Genomic DNA, 15611 nt, shown 5'->3' on the forward strand with positions numbered 1-15611 from the left:
GAAGCCAATCCTTATGGATTATTTGCTTTTCCCTAAAATATCCAATGCCATGTCATAATTTTCCACGCCCACTTTATCAATATTATTGTCAACGGCCGGCTGAACAGCTTTTATGAATAATTCAAGTTCATCTTCACTCGGCTCTACAACTTTTACACCTTCTTTTTTCATTTCTTCGATCGCATCTTTTTCTGCTTTGATTGCCAGCTCTCTGGCATATTTAATTTGTTCCTCAGCAGCTTTGTCGACTACATCCTTTAGCTCATCTGTCAGGCTGTCATAAAAACTTTTATTTACCATCAAAACATGAGGCAATGGAAAATGTCTGGTAAGTGTTAAATGTTCCGCCGCTTCGTAAAATCTGTCTGCATGGATTAACGGGGTTGTCGTCTGTACACCATCTATCGTCCCCTGCTGTAAAGAGGTGAAAATTTCACCATATGAAATCGGTGTAGGGTTCGCCCCCATTGCAGAAATGGTCCCCGATTGGAGAGGCGTCGTTGTACTCCTAATCTTCAAACCTTTTAAATCATCAGGTTTGCGTATTTCCCGTTGATTGTTGGCAATGGCAAAAGAACCAATACTGAAAACCCCTAAATAATAGGCGTTTGATTTACTTTCCAAGTCATTCCTTAGGACTTCGCCATACTCGCCATCGGTTAATTTATACATTTCTTCCTCATTTGAAAATAAAAACGGAACATCAAAAATATTATAAGAAGGCGCCTTGGCATTACTTGCCACAATAAAGGCTGCATTTGTGACAACATCCAGCACACCTGTCTGCAACATTTCATACTCCATATCTTCCGACGGCGTTAAAGTGCCTCCGCTGTATATTTGCACTTCTATTTGTCCATTGCTTTCCTTTTCAGCTACCTCTTTAAATTTTTTATATCCGGTATTTAAAAAATTGTTATCTGTCACTAAATTCGCCATTCTAATGACAACCTTTCCACCATCTGCGCCAACTGTCCCGGCTTCTTTATTAGTGCCGCAGCCAGATAGCACCAAGACAATGGCCATAAATGAGAAAGAAATGGACTGCAGCTTTAATTTTCTCACAATAATTCCCCCTTTTTTATCTCCCTAAAAACCCGCCATCAACTGGTATGATCGCTCCGCTAATATAATCAGACTTTTCCGAAGCCAGAAATTGAACAGTTCCGGCAAGCTCCCGAGGTTGTCCAAATCGCCCGATTGGTATTCGGCTCACTAAAGATTCATATCTCTTTTCATCAATCAAAATATGGTGGTTTAATTCTGTTTCATAGTATCCCGGCGCAATGGCATTTACGCTTATACCCTCTTTTGCCCACTCATTCGACAAAGATTTCGTTAACTGAGCCACCGCTCCCTTGCTGGCAGAATAAGCAGAAGCGTGAAATCCTCCTTGGCTGGCAAGTACCGAGGCAATGTTGATTATCTTTCCCTTTCCTCTCTTTTTCATATCCTCAGCGGCTAATCTGCATAATTGAAAAACAGCCATGATATTTACCTGTAAAATTCTCTGAAAATCTTCAATCTGAAAATCAATAGCCGGCAACGATTTATGAATGCCAGCATTATTTACTAAAATATCCAATTCACCATCCAATAACTCTAATGCCCGATCAAACACTGACGGCAAATTCCTTTGGTCAGATAAATCGGCTTGTAAACCAATCACGTCAAAATCTTTTTTACATAAGTCTTCTACTGTTTGTTGTAAGTTAGGTGAAATATCTAAAATACAAACTTTCACCCCATATTCACAAAGCCCTTCGGCCATAGCCACTCCCAATCCTTGGGCTGCTCCGGTAACGATCGCTTTTTTTGAATGTAAATCTTCCATATTTTTTACCCCCATAAATGTATTCGCTTGCACATTTGCTCGTTTTTCTCACTTTCCTCTTTCCATTAACTCGATCACATAGCCATCCGGGTCGAGCATATACACAGCTTTTGATCCTTTATTTGCTCCAGCCGTGATATTAACCACTTTTTTTGACTTAAACTTGATTCCTTTAGCTTGTAATTCCTCAAATAATGCATCCAAATTGTCTACTTGCAAACAAATATGCCCTGTTCCATAATCACAGGACCGCGCGTTTCCCGGATAGGTGTCAATGCCTGTGTATTCCAATAACTCAATGACATGTCCTCCAGGAACTTGAACGAAAGCAATGTCAATCCCCTTCAATCCTGGGATTTCTACGATTTCCAAAATATAATCACTGATGACGTTTTGCGTTGATAAAAGTTCAAACCCTAATGTATTAACATAAAAATCAAGAGCATTGTTCAAATTCCTTACAGTTATTCCACTATGTATAAATCCTGTTATGTTACCTTTTTCCATTTTTGTTCCTCCTCTTTCCGTATAAATAACTTTGCAAAAACCATGCCAAACCTAATCTATTAAAATCAAATATGTTAATTCGTTTTTCTGATGCAAAAAAACAACAGTGATGCAAAAGTCCAAAGATTTTCTTTTTTAGAATGAATAATTTTAGTTAATAAATAACACTCGGAGAAGGGACTATACAGAAGCATTATTCAATTTTTCGGGAAGGTGATAGGGAAACGCATAAGGGATAAGGGGGAAGATATTTAAACTGAGAAGTTCCTCTAGAAAGTAAATTGAAGGGGAAACGCTGAATGATCTGTATGCGGGATGTAAATAAAAACGCCCGGCAATATGCCGGACGATTGCTGTTATTATTTTCCTAGATAAGCTTTGAGCATCCAGTTATGTTTTTCCAAGCTCTGATGAATGGCGAGGAGCATGTCACCTGTTGTCTCATCACCGGTTTCAGCGGCTAAAGACATTCCTTCTTTAAGCTCTTCTGTCAACTTCGTAAAGTCATCGACAATGTTTTGCACCATGTCTTTGGCTGTAACTCCATATCCTGCTTCCTCTACACAAGCCATTTCCAAAGATTCCTTCAAGGTTGCCACTGGCTTCCCTTCCAACGCAAGCAATCTTTCTGCCAATTCATCAATGTGAAGTGCGGCCTCGTTGTAAAGTTCTTCAAATTTGTCATGGAGAGTGAAGAAATCGGGTCCTGTTACGTACCAGTGATAATTATGTAATTTTGTGTACAGGACAGTCCAGTTCGCTATCTGCTTATTGACAAGATCAACCAATCCCTTACTGTTTTCAGCCATTTTATCATTCCTCCTATACCATGTAATATACCCTAAACGCTTAAAACAAAACAATTTAATGCCTATATGCGGCAAATTTTTTCATTAAAAAACGCTCGATCAATAGAAAGACAACTCTTCTGTTCAACAAGCCCCATTTGAAAATGAATGTAAAGATGATACATGTTCAACCTGGAACGAACTGTGCTACAATAGGATCAGTTAAAAGGGGGAACAATGAATGAAGCTTGTCATGGTTATATCCATTATCATTTGCATCGTGGTAATTGTTGTAACAGCCCTCGTTACCACTAAAGCCTATTCATTTAAACATACGGTTGATCCAGAACCGGTTGACGGAACAAAACACTCTGGTGAAAAAACATCATAAAAGCTTGATGGGAAAGAAGCGTTCATTATGAAATACATTTTATTGGCGTTTATTCGTTTTTACCAAAAGATGATTTCTCCATTGAAGCCGCCCACATGCCGTTTCTACCCAACCTGCTCCCAATATGGACTTGAAGCCATTCAAAGGTTTGGCGCATTTCGTGGATGCTGGCTGACGATCAAGCGCCTTGTCAAATGTCATCCATTTCATCCCGGCGGCATTGATCACGTTCCAGAAAAAAAACAATAAGGGGCTTCTTGTAGTGCTATCGTGCCTTCACTTCCACCCGAGGGAGTCTTGCTGCATGCCCTATCAATATTTTTCCACTCATAGTCTCACTCCGTCTTCCGATACTATTCATGTATCAACAAAAAGGAGTGATACACGTGGCTGAAGATGTATTGTGTGAAGTGCAAAACTGTCTCTATTGGGCAAAGGGCAACAAATGTGCGGCTGACAGAATCTATATCGTGAGCCATGCGGGAAAAATGGCCGATAACGAGAAGGAAACCGATTGCCAGACGTTTGAACCGCATAAATAATGAAGGAAAACGGTTTTGTTTGCAGGATTTTCAAATGATAGGACGAAGTTGAATCATATGAAAAAGCGGGATGTTTTCGAATTGAAAACTCCCGCTTTTTTCATTTTAAAAATTGCACAAGTTCTCGGCGAACAAGTTTGTTTGCTCCATTTTTCGGCAACTCTCCGACATGGATAAACTTTTTTGGGACTTTGTACGGCGCCAGTCTTTCCCGGCAAAAGTCAACCAGTCTTTCTTCTGAAATATCATCCCTTGATACAATAAACGCGTAAGGGACCTGTCCCCACTTTTCATCGGCCACACCTGTCACACCTGCTTCAATGACAGAAGGATGGGCTAAAAGGACTTCTTCGATTTCGGCAGGATAAATATTTTCACCCCCGGAAATGATCAAGTCCGAACGACGATCGAGTACAAAGACATATCCATCTTCATCGAGGTAGCCAATATCGCCTGTTGAAAACCAGCCATCCTGAAAAGATGTCTTATTTGCAGTTTCCCTGTTTAAATAACCGGGAGTCACATTTGGTCCTCTTACGACAATTTCACCTGGTTCCAAAGGAGCCGCCTCCCGTCCCTCATTCATGATCTTGAGTTGAAAAGGAAAGAGCGGCTTACCAGCGGAACCTATTTTCACCAAACTGTCCTCCGGCGAGAGTGTAACAATCTGGGAAACTGTTTCGGTCATTCCATATGTTTGATAAACAGGAATGTTTTTCTTTTTGCACGATTCCAGCAACGGTCGCGGAGCCGGTCCACCGCCAAGGAGCAAGCAGCGGAAATTCGGATGGTACGTTTCATCTCCCAATTCGGATAACATGCGATTCAACATGGAACTGACCGCTGACATGATCGTCACTTTCCCCGAAGATAAAGCATCATTGACTTTTTTTTCATCAAATTTGTCCATTAGCATTACCGGAATACCATAAATCACACTGCGAAGCAAAATGGAAAAGCCGCTAATATGGTAAAGCGGAACGGTGCACAGCCACATATCATCTTCACGAAGCCCGAGATTCAAAACGGATCCCGCAGCACTCCACCAATGATTTCCGTACGTCTGCAACACTCCTTTGGGTTTACCCGTTGTTCCGGATGTATACATAATGGAACAAACTTCATCCAGATTGAATTCTTCTCGGATTTTTAACTGGCCCGTTTCTTTGGGCAATCGGTTAATGCAAACTGTTTTCGTCGTTACCGATAATTGTTGGACGGATTTTTCAAAGCTTTTTTCAAATAACAAAATATCCGCTTTACAGTCATTTAATTGAAAAGCCCACTCACTGGGCGTAAGCCTGCTGTTTAAAAAGACAACTTCTGCACCGATCTGCTGAAGAGCATGGATGATAAAAACCGTTTCTGGCCGGTTGCTCATCAGTACCGCTGCCCGGCTTCCTTTAAAAATCGGCAAGAAGGCCAAGTTATCTGCTGTTTCCAACACTATATGAAGCATTTCTTCAAATGACCATGATTTTCTCCCAAAAACAAGAGCCTTGCGCCGCGGGGTAAGCCCCGCCCTTTTTAATAGCCAATTGGGCATCGTACTCACTAACAAAACCCTCCTTTACAAAAAACTGGCATGAAAGTTCCTTTCCCATTTATAAACCCGATACGCTAGGACCTTCATCCAGAGCTTCATTGATGCCAGCTAAAATAGCATGTACATGACCCCTGTCGCTTTCCTATTTTAAGCAGCAAAACAAAAAACCTGCTTCGATATCATCGAGCAGGCTCACAAGCGGCCCGTCTGCCATTATCGCCGCTGAATTTTAGGACATGCATATTTACTTCGAATAAACTCCGCGCTCAATCATATTGTTCCGTAACGAGTTCACCAGATCCTCTTTGAGTGTTTTACGGAAAACGGGGAAACTGTCCGAAATCCGGCTTTCTTTTTTCTTTAAAGGCATCCCGGCCTTCTTTTGCCTCGTCTGTTGTATAGTAAAGCAGCGTAGCATCCCCAGCCAACTGTTGGAGTCCGGCAAGACCGTCTGTATCCGCATTAAATGCAGCTTTCAGGAAGCGCAGGGCTGTTGGGCTTTTTTCAAGCATTTCTTCGCACCATTTAATTGTTTCCTCTTCCAATTGGTCAAGTGGAACAACTGTATTGACAAGACCCATTTCAAGCGCTTCTTGGGCATTGTATTGGCGACAGAGGAACCAGATTTCTCTCGCTTTTTTATGGCCAACAATTCTCGCCAAGTACCCCGAACCGTAACCAGCATCAAAGCTGCCGACTTTGGGGCCAGTTTGGCCAAAAATAGCATTGTCCGCCGCAATCGTTAAGTCGCAGACGACATGTAGTACATGGCCGCCTCCAATAGCATATCCCGCTACCATTGCTACGACAGGTTTTGGAATCACACGAATTAACCTTTGTAAATCCAGTACGTTCAAGCGAGGAATATTATCTGATCCTACATACCCCCCGTGTCCTCTCACTTTTTGGTCACCGCCTGAGCAAAATGCTTTTTGCCCTGCACCTGTCAGAATAATCACGCCGACGTCCGAATCATCCCTGGCATAAGCAAAGGCATCAATCAATTCCATGACTGTTTGAGGCCTAAAGGCATTATGTACTTCCGGCCTGTTAATCGTTATTTTGGCAATGCTGTTATACGTTTCATATATGATATCTTCGTATTCTCTCTCTTTTGTCCATTGAACCGACATATCGAGACCTCCTCATGATATAGTTCAAGCTAGTTTCAATAAAAACTCTTTTACTATTGTACCAAATTTCATCGGGTCTTCCACGTGTAATGCATGTCCCGTCCCTTTCAACATGACAAGCTCCGAGCCCGGAATCATTTTTTCCATATCTTTAGCAATACGACAAAATTTAATGTCCAGTTCACCACACATGATCAATGTTGGAGCTTGGATTTCTTGAAGCCGGTCCCACCAAGATGGCTGCTTTCCCGTCCCCATTCCAAGTAAACTGTTGGCAAGCCCTTCCGGCCTGTTCTGTAATCTGCTTTGACGAATGGCTTTTTGTTTTTCAACAGGCAACGTTTTCTGGGTAGCAAAAAGCGGGATGTTTTCCCAGTAATTGACAAAATTCCTCATCCCGTCTTTCTTGATCTTATTGGCCAATTGTTGATCGGCCACTACCCTTTGTGCACGTTCTTCTTTTGTTTTTAATCCTGGCGAAGAGCTTTCCACTATTAAGCTTTTGATACGATCCGGATAGAGGAGAGATGTACCCAAAGCAAGCCTTCCGCCCATAGAATAACCTAACAGATGAACGCGATCGATTTGAAGATTATCCAATATTTGCATGAGATGGGATGCAGCCACTTCCATCTTATATAAGGATGGATCTTCTGGAGCATCCGTCTTTCCATGCCCAAGTAAGTCCACCGCAATCGTTTTGAATGATCCCGACAAGATCTCCACTGTATCTTTCCAAGTGCCACCATCACCAGTAAACCCATGAAGGAGCATTACTGCTTCACCAGATCCTTGGACATCATAATGATAAGAATTGCCATTTATTGATAGGAACATTATGTTTCACCTTGAAAAAATTGGTTTATTTCCTGGGAAACATTTTGCCATAACGATCTGTGATTCTGGAGGTTTTTGTTACGATCTGTCGGAATTTCAATGATATTGATACCTTCATTTTGAACTGCGTCCAACATAGACGCCTCTAAATCTTCCCAACTAAACACTTTGGAATATTGGGCGCCATATAATGCTGCTGCGTGTTTAAAGTTGAGTCCCGTTGGTGTGCCAAATAACAATTCAAAATGCGTCCCATTTTCAGCTTGCTGGAGATGGGAAAAAATACCTCCTCCATCATTGTTAAGCAAAATGATATTCATGTTGATTTTATGTTGCTTGGCTGCCAACAAACCATTCGCATCGTGGAAAAAGGAAAGGTCTCCAATCAATAGAAAAAGCGGGTGATAATGAACAGCGACACCAATAGCACTCGAAACGATCCCGTCTATTCCATTTGCGCCACGATTGCCAAACAGACGGATATTTTTATTGTTTGCATGAAAAAAAGTATCCATATCCCGAATCGGCATGCTGTTACCAATAAAGACTGCACATTCAGGCGGGAGTAATTCACAAAATTTGGAAACTGCTTTTCCTTCATCAAGCTCATCGCTCATGCTTATATGAGAGCGTATCGTATTTTTGGCAAGGGCATTTACCCGCTTCCAATTGTTGATCCAAGCTTGGTTTTTTGGATAAGGAAACTGACTCAGCTTTTTACAAAAAATGGTTTCGGAGCCATAAATCATTTCCGAACTTAAATAATGGGGATCTCTCCATCCACCGTTTCCGTCCACAAAAATATGATTCACTTTCGCCAGCCTTTTGAAAAAAAGGGCTAAAGGTTTGGAAACAGGCATTCCCCCAAAATGAATCACCACATCCGGCGCCAATTCTGTTTTGGCAGCCTCTGACCTAAGTATGGCATCATAACTGTCCATTATGAGGTCCGACGCATCTGATAAGCTCCGCAGCTGCGATAGGGGATCGGCCAAAACAGGGTAACCAAGACTTTCAGCAAGTTGCAAAACAGCTGCTGAAAAATCCTTGTCATCAATCACTCCACAAACAATAAGCCCCTTTTTCGCCTGCATACATAGATCGGCCACCGCATTGATTGTTTCCTCTGACACATCCAGGTGTTGTTTCAGAACAATGGGATGAAGAGGGTCTGATTGTTCATAAGGCGCAGGCTCCAGCCTTGGAACCAGCGGTTCCCTCAGCGGAAAATTTAAATGTACCGGCCCTGGCATCAACCCACCTGCGATGGAGACCGCGCGGGTCGCCTGGGAACGCACATATTTTTTGGCGTTATCCCCTCCCTCAGGCAAAGCCATTTCCCTGAACCATCTTACATGATTTCCATACAGGTTTAGCTGATCAATCGCCTGTGGCGCTCCAACGTCTCGCAGTTCCGGCGGGCGGTCCGCGGTCAAAACGATCAATGGGACTCTTGATAAATTTGCTTCAACCACAGCAGGATAGTAATTGGCGGCTGCAGTCCCGGAGGTACATAAAACGGCAACAGGCCGCTTAGATGCCTTGGCTAATCCTAGTGCAAAAAAGCCTGCCGACCTTTCATCAATATTGATATACTCCCGGATGGATGGATGATCAGCCAATAACATGGCCAACGGCGTGGAACGGGAGCCGGGACTAATGACTACTTCCCGAACCCCGGATTTGGCCAGACCGTCTATAAATGCTGCTATATATTCCGTTAAAGTGTCTTGCCAGCTCATTCTTCCGTTCCCTCCATTGCCAGCAGCATCGGCTCAAATTTCATGCTCGTTTCTTTTAGTTCCTCTTCCGGATTTGAATCGGCAACAAGTCCGCACCCGGCATACAAATAAGCTTCGTCCTGTTTCATCAACCCCGAGCGGATAGCGACAATGAACTCACCATTTCCACGAAAATCAGTCCAGCCGATTGGTCCAGCATACAAACCCCTGTCCATCATTTCTTTTTCCCGTATTAATTCGAGAGCTTTGTCAGTGGGAACGCCTCCCAGCGCCGGAGTAGGGTGAAGCTTTTCTACGAGCTGAAAAATGGATGTGGACGACTTTGCCGTTCCCTTGACAGGAGTGTAAAGATGCTGAATATAGGGCGTCTTTAGCAACTCTGGATGTTTTGGAACTTCCATGCTTTTACAATGAGGGGCAAGGGCATTTTTAATCATTTCCACAACAAGCGCGTGTTCATGCAAATTTTTCTCATCGGTGATCAAGGTTTGACCAAGCTTTAGATCTTCCTCCGGATCTTTATTTCTCCCGATCGAGCCGGCAAGACTCGCAGAAAAAATAGTATTTCCGGATTTTTTTACAAGCCTTTCCGGAGATGCCCCGACAAAGCAGCGCTCTCCGGACTCAATGGCAAAGATAAAACTATTGGGCTGTTGAGAATTCAAATTTTGTAATACCTCCTCGGGCGCAGGAGGATTGGAAAACACAAGCCTCATCTTTCTAGACAATACGACTTTTTCAACTTTCGTTTCCTTTATAAGATTTACGACATCCCGGACAGATGTTAGCCATTCACCTACTGAATGTTCTTCCTTATACAGTAAAGATGAAGATGCATGATGTTCATTCTCATTCATTGGATGGCTGATGAGCTCTTCAATTTCCTTCTCTGCATGAAGACGCGCCGCCTCCTCATGTTCTTTATTTTCCAGCAAATTAACCGTCATAAAGCAATCGCCGTTTAAAGCCGTCAGCATAAACTTAGGCAAATAAAACAGGGCATCTCCAAATGGCTGCCAAAGTTCTTCTTTAATACTGTATGGATCAAAAGAAAAACCCCCAAACAAAAGCGGTCCTGTTCCCGGGGTTTCAAATGGGTTATCTATCATCGCCGATCCAAGCTGCTTTTTCCACACTCTTTCTAGTTGCCCAAAACGCTCTTCGGCACTGTTATTAATGAATGAGCGGGTGATCCCAAGTCCAACGAGCACCAGCCCATCATCCGGACTTTTCCAGAAAAAACTTTTTCCTTTGTAATGAGGACGATTAGATTCATAAAAAAAAGCCGGGTTTATGTTTTTGACTTTTTTTGTGAAGCTAAATAGAGTTTTATTGGATTGATCTTTATCTTGACTTAGTATATTTAATTGTTTGTCCCGAAAAGTTAAATTAATCAAAGTAACTCTCTCCTACATCGTGGACTTTTCATTTTTACCCTATTTACTTATTATATATGAATATAAGGACTAAATGTAGTAAATTCGCTTTCGGCAAAGATTTCCGTATTCTAGCTCAAAAAGCATTGACACTTTTGCCTACATTTTCTACACTTTAGTAGGTGAAATATGTTAAGGGAGAGAATTTTGAATGAATATTCAAGCTCAATCTGCCTTTCCTGAAGAAAAAGGCTGGCGGATTTGGTGGCGGTTGACCCGCCCGCATACATTAACCGCCGCTTTTGTTCCCGTTTTGCTTGGAACGGCGTTATCAGCGAATCAACAGCCTATTCACGGGCTTCTCTTTGCCTCCATGCTAGTTGCAAGTTTGCTTATTCAAGCTGCAACGAATATGTTTAATGAGTATTATGACTATGCCAGAGGCTTGGACAACCAGCATTCTGTCGGCATTGGCGGTGCCATCGTAAGACACGGTGTAAAACCTGCGACTGTTCTTGGGCTCGGCTTTGCTTTCCTCGGCGCAGCGGTACTATTAGGCGTTTATATCTCTGCTAGCAGTAGCTGGTGGATCGCACTCGTTGGCCTCGTCAGTATGGCGGCCGGTTATTTTTACACGGGCGGACCTTACCCGATTGCTTACACGCCTTTCGGAGAAATCACATCAGGCTTTTTCATGGGTTTTGTCATTACGCAAATATCCTACTTTATTCAAACAGGAAGTATAAGCCTTATAAGCGTCCTTGTGTCCATGCCTATATCTATCTTAATTGGCGCAATTATGCTTTCCAATAATATCAGAGATTTGGACGGAGACAAAAAAAGCGGAAGAAAAACGGTTGCCATCCTTGTAGGCCGGGAAAAGGCAATCAAATTGCTTGCAGCTATGTTCATCGTTTCTTATGTTTTTATACTCATACTTATTTTCTTCTTTTCTCTATCTCCATGGCTTTTGCTTACGTTCGCAAGCATTCCGAAAGCTATCAAGGCCGTTAAGGGTTTTATTGGAAAAACCGAGCCGATCCAAATGATGCCAGCAATGAAAGCAACCGCCCAGACGAATACCATTTTCGGATTCCTAATGGCGGCCAGTTTCTTTATCAGTTATGTGATCAGTTAAAAGAGTCTGTGACAGAAGCAAATATGAAATAGCAAAAACCGAACAATTCATTTATAATTGTTCGGTTTATTTGTGTGAAAAAATCCTTACCATCGCTACGTCAACATATTTCGCTTTCCGCAGGTCTTTTCAGCTTCCTCGGAAAGCAAAGGTCGCTTTCCTGCGGGATCTTCAGCTCGAGCTATACCCGCAGGAGTCTACCTATTTTGACTACGCTAAAAGCTTGCGCATGATACACTAGGACAATTTATCCCGTATATAAGGTGCCATATACACCACTTCAAGACCTGAGTTAATACAAAAGGTCCAAGTGGGAGAAAACGGCACCTACATGCCCGATTGACTGACATTCAGTAGGAGATGAAAGAAAACGCTTTACGAATGAAGTTTCATTTTATTATTCGTTTTTCCATCAGCTTATTTAGTTGTGTCCATATGCCCGTGTTTACGATCGCTAAAAAAAGGAAAACAGATGATAACAAAAGGATTATGATGAAATCGTAAAAATAGTAAATACTACTGAAAAACAGATGATGAGGAAGTGACTTTATGCTGACACAAGAACAAACAGCCCATTTAAGAGAAAAGCTTTTAAATATTCAAAAAGAACTTCGGGAAGATATGAAAGAAACCGGAGGAAATATGGAAAATAATAATATGCGTGAAAGTACAGGTGGAGAACTTTCTTTATATGACAACCATCCCGCTGATATGGGAACAGAACTGTTTGAAAGGGAAAAAGACAGAGCGATTTCGGTGCACAATAAAGATGAGCTTGAAAAAACAGAAAAAGCTTTGGCTGCAATAAATAAAGGCGAATATGGCAGATGTGAACAGTGTGGCAAAGATATTTCTTTTGAAAGGCTTGATGCCATTCCTTATGCAACCACTTGTGTTGAACACTCGCCAGATCAATTGCTACCTGGGGACAGACCTGTGGAAGAAGACATTATTAATCCCGCGAAAAATGATACATTTTCCAACCGTGACCTGAGTGAAGCAGATGATTATGAGGACAGCTTCGAAGAAGTCGCATCGTTCGGTACCTCTGAGACGCCCTCAGACTTTACAGGGGACTTTGACAGCTATAATGAACTATACAGTGACGACGAACGGGAAGGCGCCCCTGAACAGTATGAAACCTTTGTGGGGACGGATATAGAGGGCGATGATATTCAAATTTATTCCTCTGAAAACAAACGGGAATATGTAGAAAAACTGGATGAAGAAGGAATTGAATCTCCAATCGGAGACATACCATACCGAAAAACTGATGGTTATGTGGATGATAAGGACAATCAAAGATAAAAAATGCCACTCTATGTTGAGTGGCATTTTTCATAGGATGACCCCTACGGGATTCGAACCCGTGTTACCGCCGTGAAAGGGCGGTGTCTTAACCGCTTGACCAAGGGGCCTTAGTGATTAATAATTTTTATAATGGCGGAGAAGGAGGGATTTGAACCCTCGCGCCGCTTACGCGACCTACGCCCTTAGCAGGGGCGCCTCTTCAGCCTCTTGAGTACTTCCCCAATCGTTATAAGCTTTTATGGAATGTACATAACTGAAACGGTTGATCGAATATGATAAAAGAACTCCGCAGGTAGGATTCGAACCTACGACCGATCGGTTAACAGCCGATAGCTCTACCACTGAGCTACTGCGGAATGGTGGGCCTAAGTGGACTCGAACCACCGACCTCACGCTTATCAGGCGTGCGCTCTAACCAGCTGAGCTATAGGCCCTTCATTTGGAGCGGGTGATGGGAATCGAACCCACGACAACAGCTTGGAAGGCTGTAGTTTTACCACTAAACTACACCCGCATAGGAATGTAAATGGGGCGACTAATGGGAATCGAACCCATGATGTCGGAGCCACAATCCGATGCGTTAACCACTTCGCCATAGCCGCCATGAAAATGGTGGCTCAGGACGGAATCGAACCGCCGACACAAGGATTTTCAGTCCTTTGCTCTACCGACTGAGCTACTGAGCCCTATATAATCCATGCTATGACGTTTTAATATTTCGCATCATCAGCATTTATGTAACAAGTGGATGGTATTAAAAATGGCGGTCCCGACGGGAATCGAACCCGCGATCTCCTGCGTGACAGGCAGGCATGTTAACCGCTACACTACGGGACCTGATGATTGCGGGGGCAGGATTTGAACCTGCGACCTTCGGGTTATGAGCCCGACGAGCTACCGAACTGCTCCACCCCGCGACGATAAAAAATATGATGTTGTCAATGCCGCTGATGTATCTTGACTATTCCACATCAGAAATGTAAATCAAGAAGTATGTCGACAAGTGCAACTACAATACTTTCACTCGATAAAATCTTGGTTGTGTGAATGAAATAATGCAGATGGCGGAGGAAGAGGGATTCGAACCCCCGCGCGGTTTGACCCGCCTGTCGGTTTTCAAGACCGATCCCTTCAGCCAGACTTGGGTATTCCTCCAAAAATATAAGAAAATGGTGGACCTTGTAGGACTCGAACCTACGACCGGACGGTTATGAGCCGTCTGCTCTAACCAGCTGAGCTAAAGGTCCTATCTTGGTAGCGGCGGAGGGGATCGAACCCCCGACCTCACGGGTATGAACCGTACGCTCTAGCCAGCTGAGCTACGCCGCCCAAAAATATTTATGACCTTATATGGTGGAGCCTAGCGGGATCGAACCGCTGACCTCCTGCGTGCAAAGCAGGCGCTCTCCCAGCTGAGCTAAGGCCCCAATTTCTTTATACTGGTCGGGAAGACAGGATTTGAACCTGCGGCCCCTTGGTCCCAAACCAAGTGCTCTACCAAGCTGAGCTACTTCCCGAGACAACCTGTTATACGCGCCCGAAAGGAGTCGAACCCATAACCTTCTGATCCGTAGTCAGACGCTCTATCCAATTGAGCTACGGGCGCAATATATGCCGAGGACCGGAATCGAACCGGTACGGTAGTCACCTACCGCAGGATTTTAAGTCCTGTGCGTCTGCCAGTTCCGCCACCCCGGCAAGTTAAAAGAGCGGAAGACGGGGTTCGAACCCGCGACCCCCACCTTGGCAAGGTGGTGTTCTACCACTGAACTACTTCCGCTTCATAATAATGCGGGTGAAGGGAGTCGAACCCCCACGCCTTGCGGCACTAGATCCTAAGTCTAGCGTGTCTGCCAATTCCACCACACCCGCAAAATGGTGAGCCATGCAGGATTCGAACCTGCGACCCTCTGATTAAAAGTCAGATGCTCTACCAACTGAGCTAATGGCTCGTACTTATTTCATTTTTGTCAATCGACAGAAAATGACAATAAAAACAAAGGATGGTGCCGGCCAGAGGACTTGAACCCCCAACCTACTGATTACAAGTCAGTTGCTCTACCAATTGAGCTAGGCCGGCATTTTTATGGTGGAGGATGACGGGTTCGAACCGCCGACCCCCTGCTTGTAAGGCAGGTGCTCTCCCAGCTGAGCTAATCCTCCGTAATGTTGTGATTCTTGCCCGGCAACGTCCTGCTCTCACAAGGGGAAACCCCTCATTACCATCGGCGCTGAAGAACTTAACTTCCGTGTTCGGGATGGGAACGGGTGTTGCCTCTTCGCTATCGCCACCAGACAAAAATTAACAACATATCTTATTATAATACGTTTTATGTATTTTTCAAGAGTTTTTTTCATTCTCTCAAAACCAGGATACATGAGAAGAAGTCCGAGAACCGTTTTTGTTCAATCCAGCTCCGGACGCTATCGCTTTGCGTCACTTCGCTTCTTCTGGCAAAGTCGATT

At 43.5% G+C, this 15611-nt stretch carries 14 protein-coding genes, 21 tRNA genes and 1 rRNA gene; 5 read left to right on the forward strand and 31 right to left on the reverse strand.

What is annotated here, in order from left to right; all coding sequences use genetic code 11:
* Positions 1 to 18: 18 nt before the first annotated feature.
* The 4 genes from JOC94_RS13650 to JOC94_RS13665 form a co-directional block, all read right to left on the reverse strand.
* Positions 19 to 1065 (reverse strand): TRAP transporter substrate-binding protein, encoded by a 1047-nt coding sequence (locus JOC94_RS13650; RefSeq protein ID WP_077110946.1) that lies wholly within the window; start codon positions 1063 to 1065, stop codon positions 19 to 21.
* Between the two features lie 16 nt (positions 1066 to 1081).
* The gene (locus JOC94_RS13655) at positions 1082 to 1834 is read right to left on the reverse strand and encodes an SDR family NAD(P)-dependent oxidoreductase (RefSeq protein WP_083717400.1); all 753 of its coding nucleotides are present in this window, start codon (positions 1832 to 1834) and stop codon (positions 1082 to 1084) included.
* A 48-nt stretch (positions 1835 to 1882) separates the two neighbouring features.
* Positions 1883 to 2341: a VOC family protein gene (locus JOC94_RS13660; protein ID WP_205179628.1), complete on the reverse strand. Its 459-nt coding sequence runs from the start codon at positions 2339 to 2341 to the stop codon at positions 1883 to 1885.
* Positions 2342 to 2700: 359 nt separating this feature from the next.
* Positions 2701 to 3150 (reverse strand): Dps family protein, encoded by a 450-nt coding sequence (locus JOC94_RS13665; RefSeq protein WP_205179629.1) that lies wholly within the window; start codon positions 3148 to 3150, stop codon positions 2701 to 2703.
* Positions 3151 to 3370: 220 nt separating this feature from the next.
* Between JOC94_RS13665 and ytzI the strand changes: the two genes are divergently transcribed.
* The 3 genes from ytzI (at position 3371) to JOC94_RS13680 (ending at position 4062) form a co-directional block, all read left to right on the forward strand.
* A complete protein-coding gene (gene ytzI / locus JOC94_RS13670; protein ID WP_139345598.1) occupies positions 3371 to 3520 on the forward strand; it encodes a YtzI protein in 150 nt (49 codons plus the stop codon).
* 27 nt (positions 3521 to 3547) lie between these two features.
* On the forward strand, positions 3548 to 3769 hold the full coding sequence (gene yidD / locus JOC94_RS13675; protein ID WP_205179630.1) for a membrane protein insertion efficiency factor YidD: 222 nt from the start codon (positions 3548 to 3550) through the stop codon (positions 3767 to 3769).
* A gap of 137 nt (positions 3770 to 3906) precedes the next feature.
* The gene (locus JOC94_RS13680) at positions 3907 to 4062 is read left to right on the forward strand and encodes a DUF1540 domain-containing protein (protein ID WP_077110954.1); all 156 of its coding nucleotides are present in this window, start codon (positions 3907 to 3909) and stop codon (positions 4060 to 4062) included.
* Between the two features lie 100 nt (positions 4063 to 4162).
* On the opposite strand, the gene JOC94_RS13685 is transcribed toward JOC94_RS13680, so the two are convergent.
* The 5 genes from JOC94_RS13685 to JOC94_RS13705 all read right to left on the reverse strand — a co-directional run bounded on the left by JOC94_RS13685 (position 4163) and on the right by JOC94_RS13705 (position 10717).
* Complete coding sequence (locus JOC94_RS13685; RefSeq protein ID WP_205179639.1) at positions 4163 to 5608, reverse strand: o-succinylbenzoate--CoA ligase; 1446 nt, start codon at positions 5606 to 5608, stop codon at positions 4163 to 4165.
* A gap of 314 nt (positions 5609 to 5922) precedes the next feature.
* Positions 5923 to 6741: a 1,4-dihydroxy-2-naphthoyl-CoA synthase gene (gene menB / locus JOC94_RS13690; protein ID WP_077110957.1), complete on the reverse strand. Its 819-nt coding sequence runs from the start codon at positions 6739 to 6741 to the stop codon at positions 5923 to 5925.
* 24 nt (positions 6742 to 6765) lie between these two features.
* A complete protein-coding gene (gene menH / locus JOC94_RS13695; protein ID WP_205179632.1) occupies positions 6766 to 7578 on the reverse strand; it encodes a 2-succinyl-6-hydroxy-2,4-cyclohexadiene-1-carboxylate synthase in 813 nt (270 codons plus the stop codon).
* Entirely contained in the window at positions 7578 to 9320 is a 1743-nt protein-coding gene (gene menD / locus JOC94_RS13700) for a 2-succinyl-5-enolpyruvyl-6-hydroxy-3-cyclohexene-1-carboxylic-acid synthase (protein WP_077110961.1), read from the reverse strand. The genes menH and menD overlap by 1 nt, the downstream gene beginning before the upstream one ends.
* On the reverse strand, positions 9317 to 10717 hold the full coding sequence (locus tag JOC94_RS13705) for an isochorismate synthase (RefSeq protein WP_205179634.1): 1401 nt from the start codon (positions 10715 to 10717) through the stop codon (positions 9317 to 9319). The genes menD and JOC94_RS13705 overlap by 4 nt, the downstream gene beginning before the upstream one ends.
* 190 nt (positions 10718 to 10907) lie before the next feature.
* Here JOC94_RS13705 and JOC94_RS13710 point away from each other — a divergent pair, with 190 nt between their 5' ends.
* Together JOC94_RS13710 and JOC94_RS13715 are read left to right on the forward strand one after the other, a co-directional pair.
* Positions 10908 to 11834, forward strand: coding sequence for a 1,4-dihydroxy-2-naphthoate polyprenyltransferase (locus JOC94_RS13710; protein WP_205179635.1), 927 nt, complete (start codon positions 10908 to 10910; stop codon positions 11832 to 11834).
* 549 nt (positions 11835 to 12383) lie between these two features.
* Positions 12384 to 13142: a TraR/DksA C4-type zinc finger protein gene (locus JOC94_RS13715; protein ID WP_205179636.1), complete on the forward strand. Its 759-nt coding sequence runs from the start codon at positions 12384 to 12386 to the stop codon at positions 13140 to 13142.
* A 38-nt stretch (positions 13143 to 13180) separates the two neighbouring features.
* Here the strand turns inward: JOC94_RS13715 and JOC94_RS13720 are convergent.
* From JOC94_RS13720 to rrf, 22 genes are all read right to left on the reverse strand, one after another.
* Positions 13181 to 13252: transfer RNA gene (locus tag JOC94_RS13720), tRNA-Glu, on the reverse strand.
* Positions 13253 to 13275: 23 nt separating this feature from the next.
* Positions 13276 to 13366: transfer RNA gene (locus JOC94_RS13725), tRNA-Ser, on the reverse strand.
* A 63-nt stretch (positions 13367 to 13429) separates the two neighbouring features.
* A tRNA-Asn gene (locus tag JOC94_RS13730) sits at positions 13430 to 13501 on the reverse strand.
* Between the two features lies 1 nt (position 13502).
* Positions 13503 to 13579, reverse strand: a tRNA-Ile gene (locus JOC94_RS13735).
* 6 nt (positions 13580 to 13585) lie between these two features.
* Positions 13586 to 13659: transfer RNA gene (locus tag JOC94_RS13740), tRNA-Gly, on the reverse strand.
* Between the two features lie 13 nt (positions 13660 to 13672).
* Positions 13673 to 13747, reverse strand: a tRNA-His gene (locus JOC94_RS13745).
* A gap of 8 nt (positions 13748 to 13755) precedes the next feature.
* Positions 13756 to 13831 (reverse strand) — tRNA-Phe (locus JOC94_RS13750).
* A 75-nt stretch (positions 13832 to 13906) separates the two neighbouring features.
* Positions 13907 to 13982, reverse strand: a tRNA-Asp gene (locus tag JOC94_RS13755).
* A 6-nt stretch (positions 13983 to 13988) separates the two neighbouring features.
* A tRNA-Met gene (locus tag JOC94_RS13760) sits at positions 13989 to 14062 on the reverse strand.
* A 145-nt stretch (positions 14063 to 14207) separates the two neighbouring features.
* Positions 14208 to 14300, reverse strand: a tRNA-Ser gene (locus JOC94_RS13765).
* Positions 14301 to 14315: 15 nt separating this feature from the next.
* Positions 14316 to 14392: transfer RNA gene (locus JOC94_RS13770), tRNA-Ile, on the reverse strand.
* 5 nt (positions 14393 to 14397) lie between these two features.
* A tRNA-Met gene (locus tag JOC94_RS13775) sits at positions 14398 to 14474 on the reverse strand.
* A gap of 22 nt (positions 14475 to 14496) precedes the next feature.
* Positions 14497 to 14572, reverse strand: a tRNA-Ala gene (locus JOC94_RS13780).
* Between the two features lie 13 nt (positions 14573 to 14585).
* Positions 14586 to 14662, reverse strand: a tRNA-Pro gene (locus JOC94_RS13785).
* 15 nt (positions 14663 to 14677) lie between these two features.
* A tRNA-Arg gene (locus JOC94_RS13790) sits at positions 14678 to 14751 on the reverse strand.
* A 6-nt stretch (positions 14752 to 14757) separates the two neighbouring features.
* A tRNA-Leu gene (locus JOC94_RS13795) sits at positions 14758 to 14843 on the reverse strand.
* 10 nt (positions 14844 to 14853) lie between these two features.
* Positions 14854 to 14925: transfer RNA gene (locus JOC94_RS13800), tRNA-Gly, on the reverse strand.
* 10 nt (positions 14926 to 14935) lie between these two features.
* Positions 14936 to 15017 (reverse strand) — tRNA-Leu (locus tag JOC94_RS13805).
* A 4-nt stretch (positions 15018 to 15021) separates the two neighbouring features.
* Positions 15022 to 15097 (reverse strand) — tRNA-Lys (locus JOC94_RS13810).
* A gap of 52 nt (positions 15098 to 15149) precedes the next feature.
* Positions 15150 to 15225: transfer RNA gene (locus JOC94_RS13815), tRNA-Thr, on the reverse strand.
* Between the two features lie 7 nt (positions 15226 to 15232).
* Positions 15233 to 15308: transfer RNA gene (locus JOC94_RS13820), tRNA-Val, on the reverse strand.
* A gap of 17 nt (positions 15309 to 15325) precedes the next feature.
* Positions 15326 to 15441, reverse strand: a 5S ribosomal RNA gene (rrf, locus tag JOC94_RS13825).
* Between the last annotated feature and the right edge of the window lie 170 nt (positions 15442 to 15611).

This window comes from Siminovitchia thermophila, from assembly GCF_016909185.1.
GTDB lineage: Bacteria > Bacillota > Bacilli > Bacillales > Bacillaceae_C > Siminovitchia > Siminovitchia thermophila.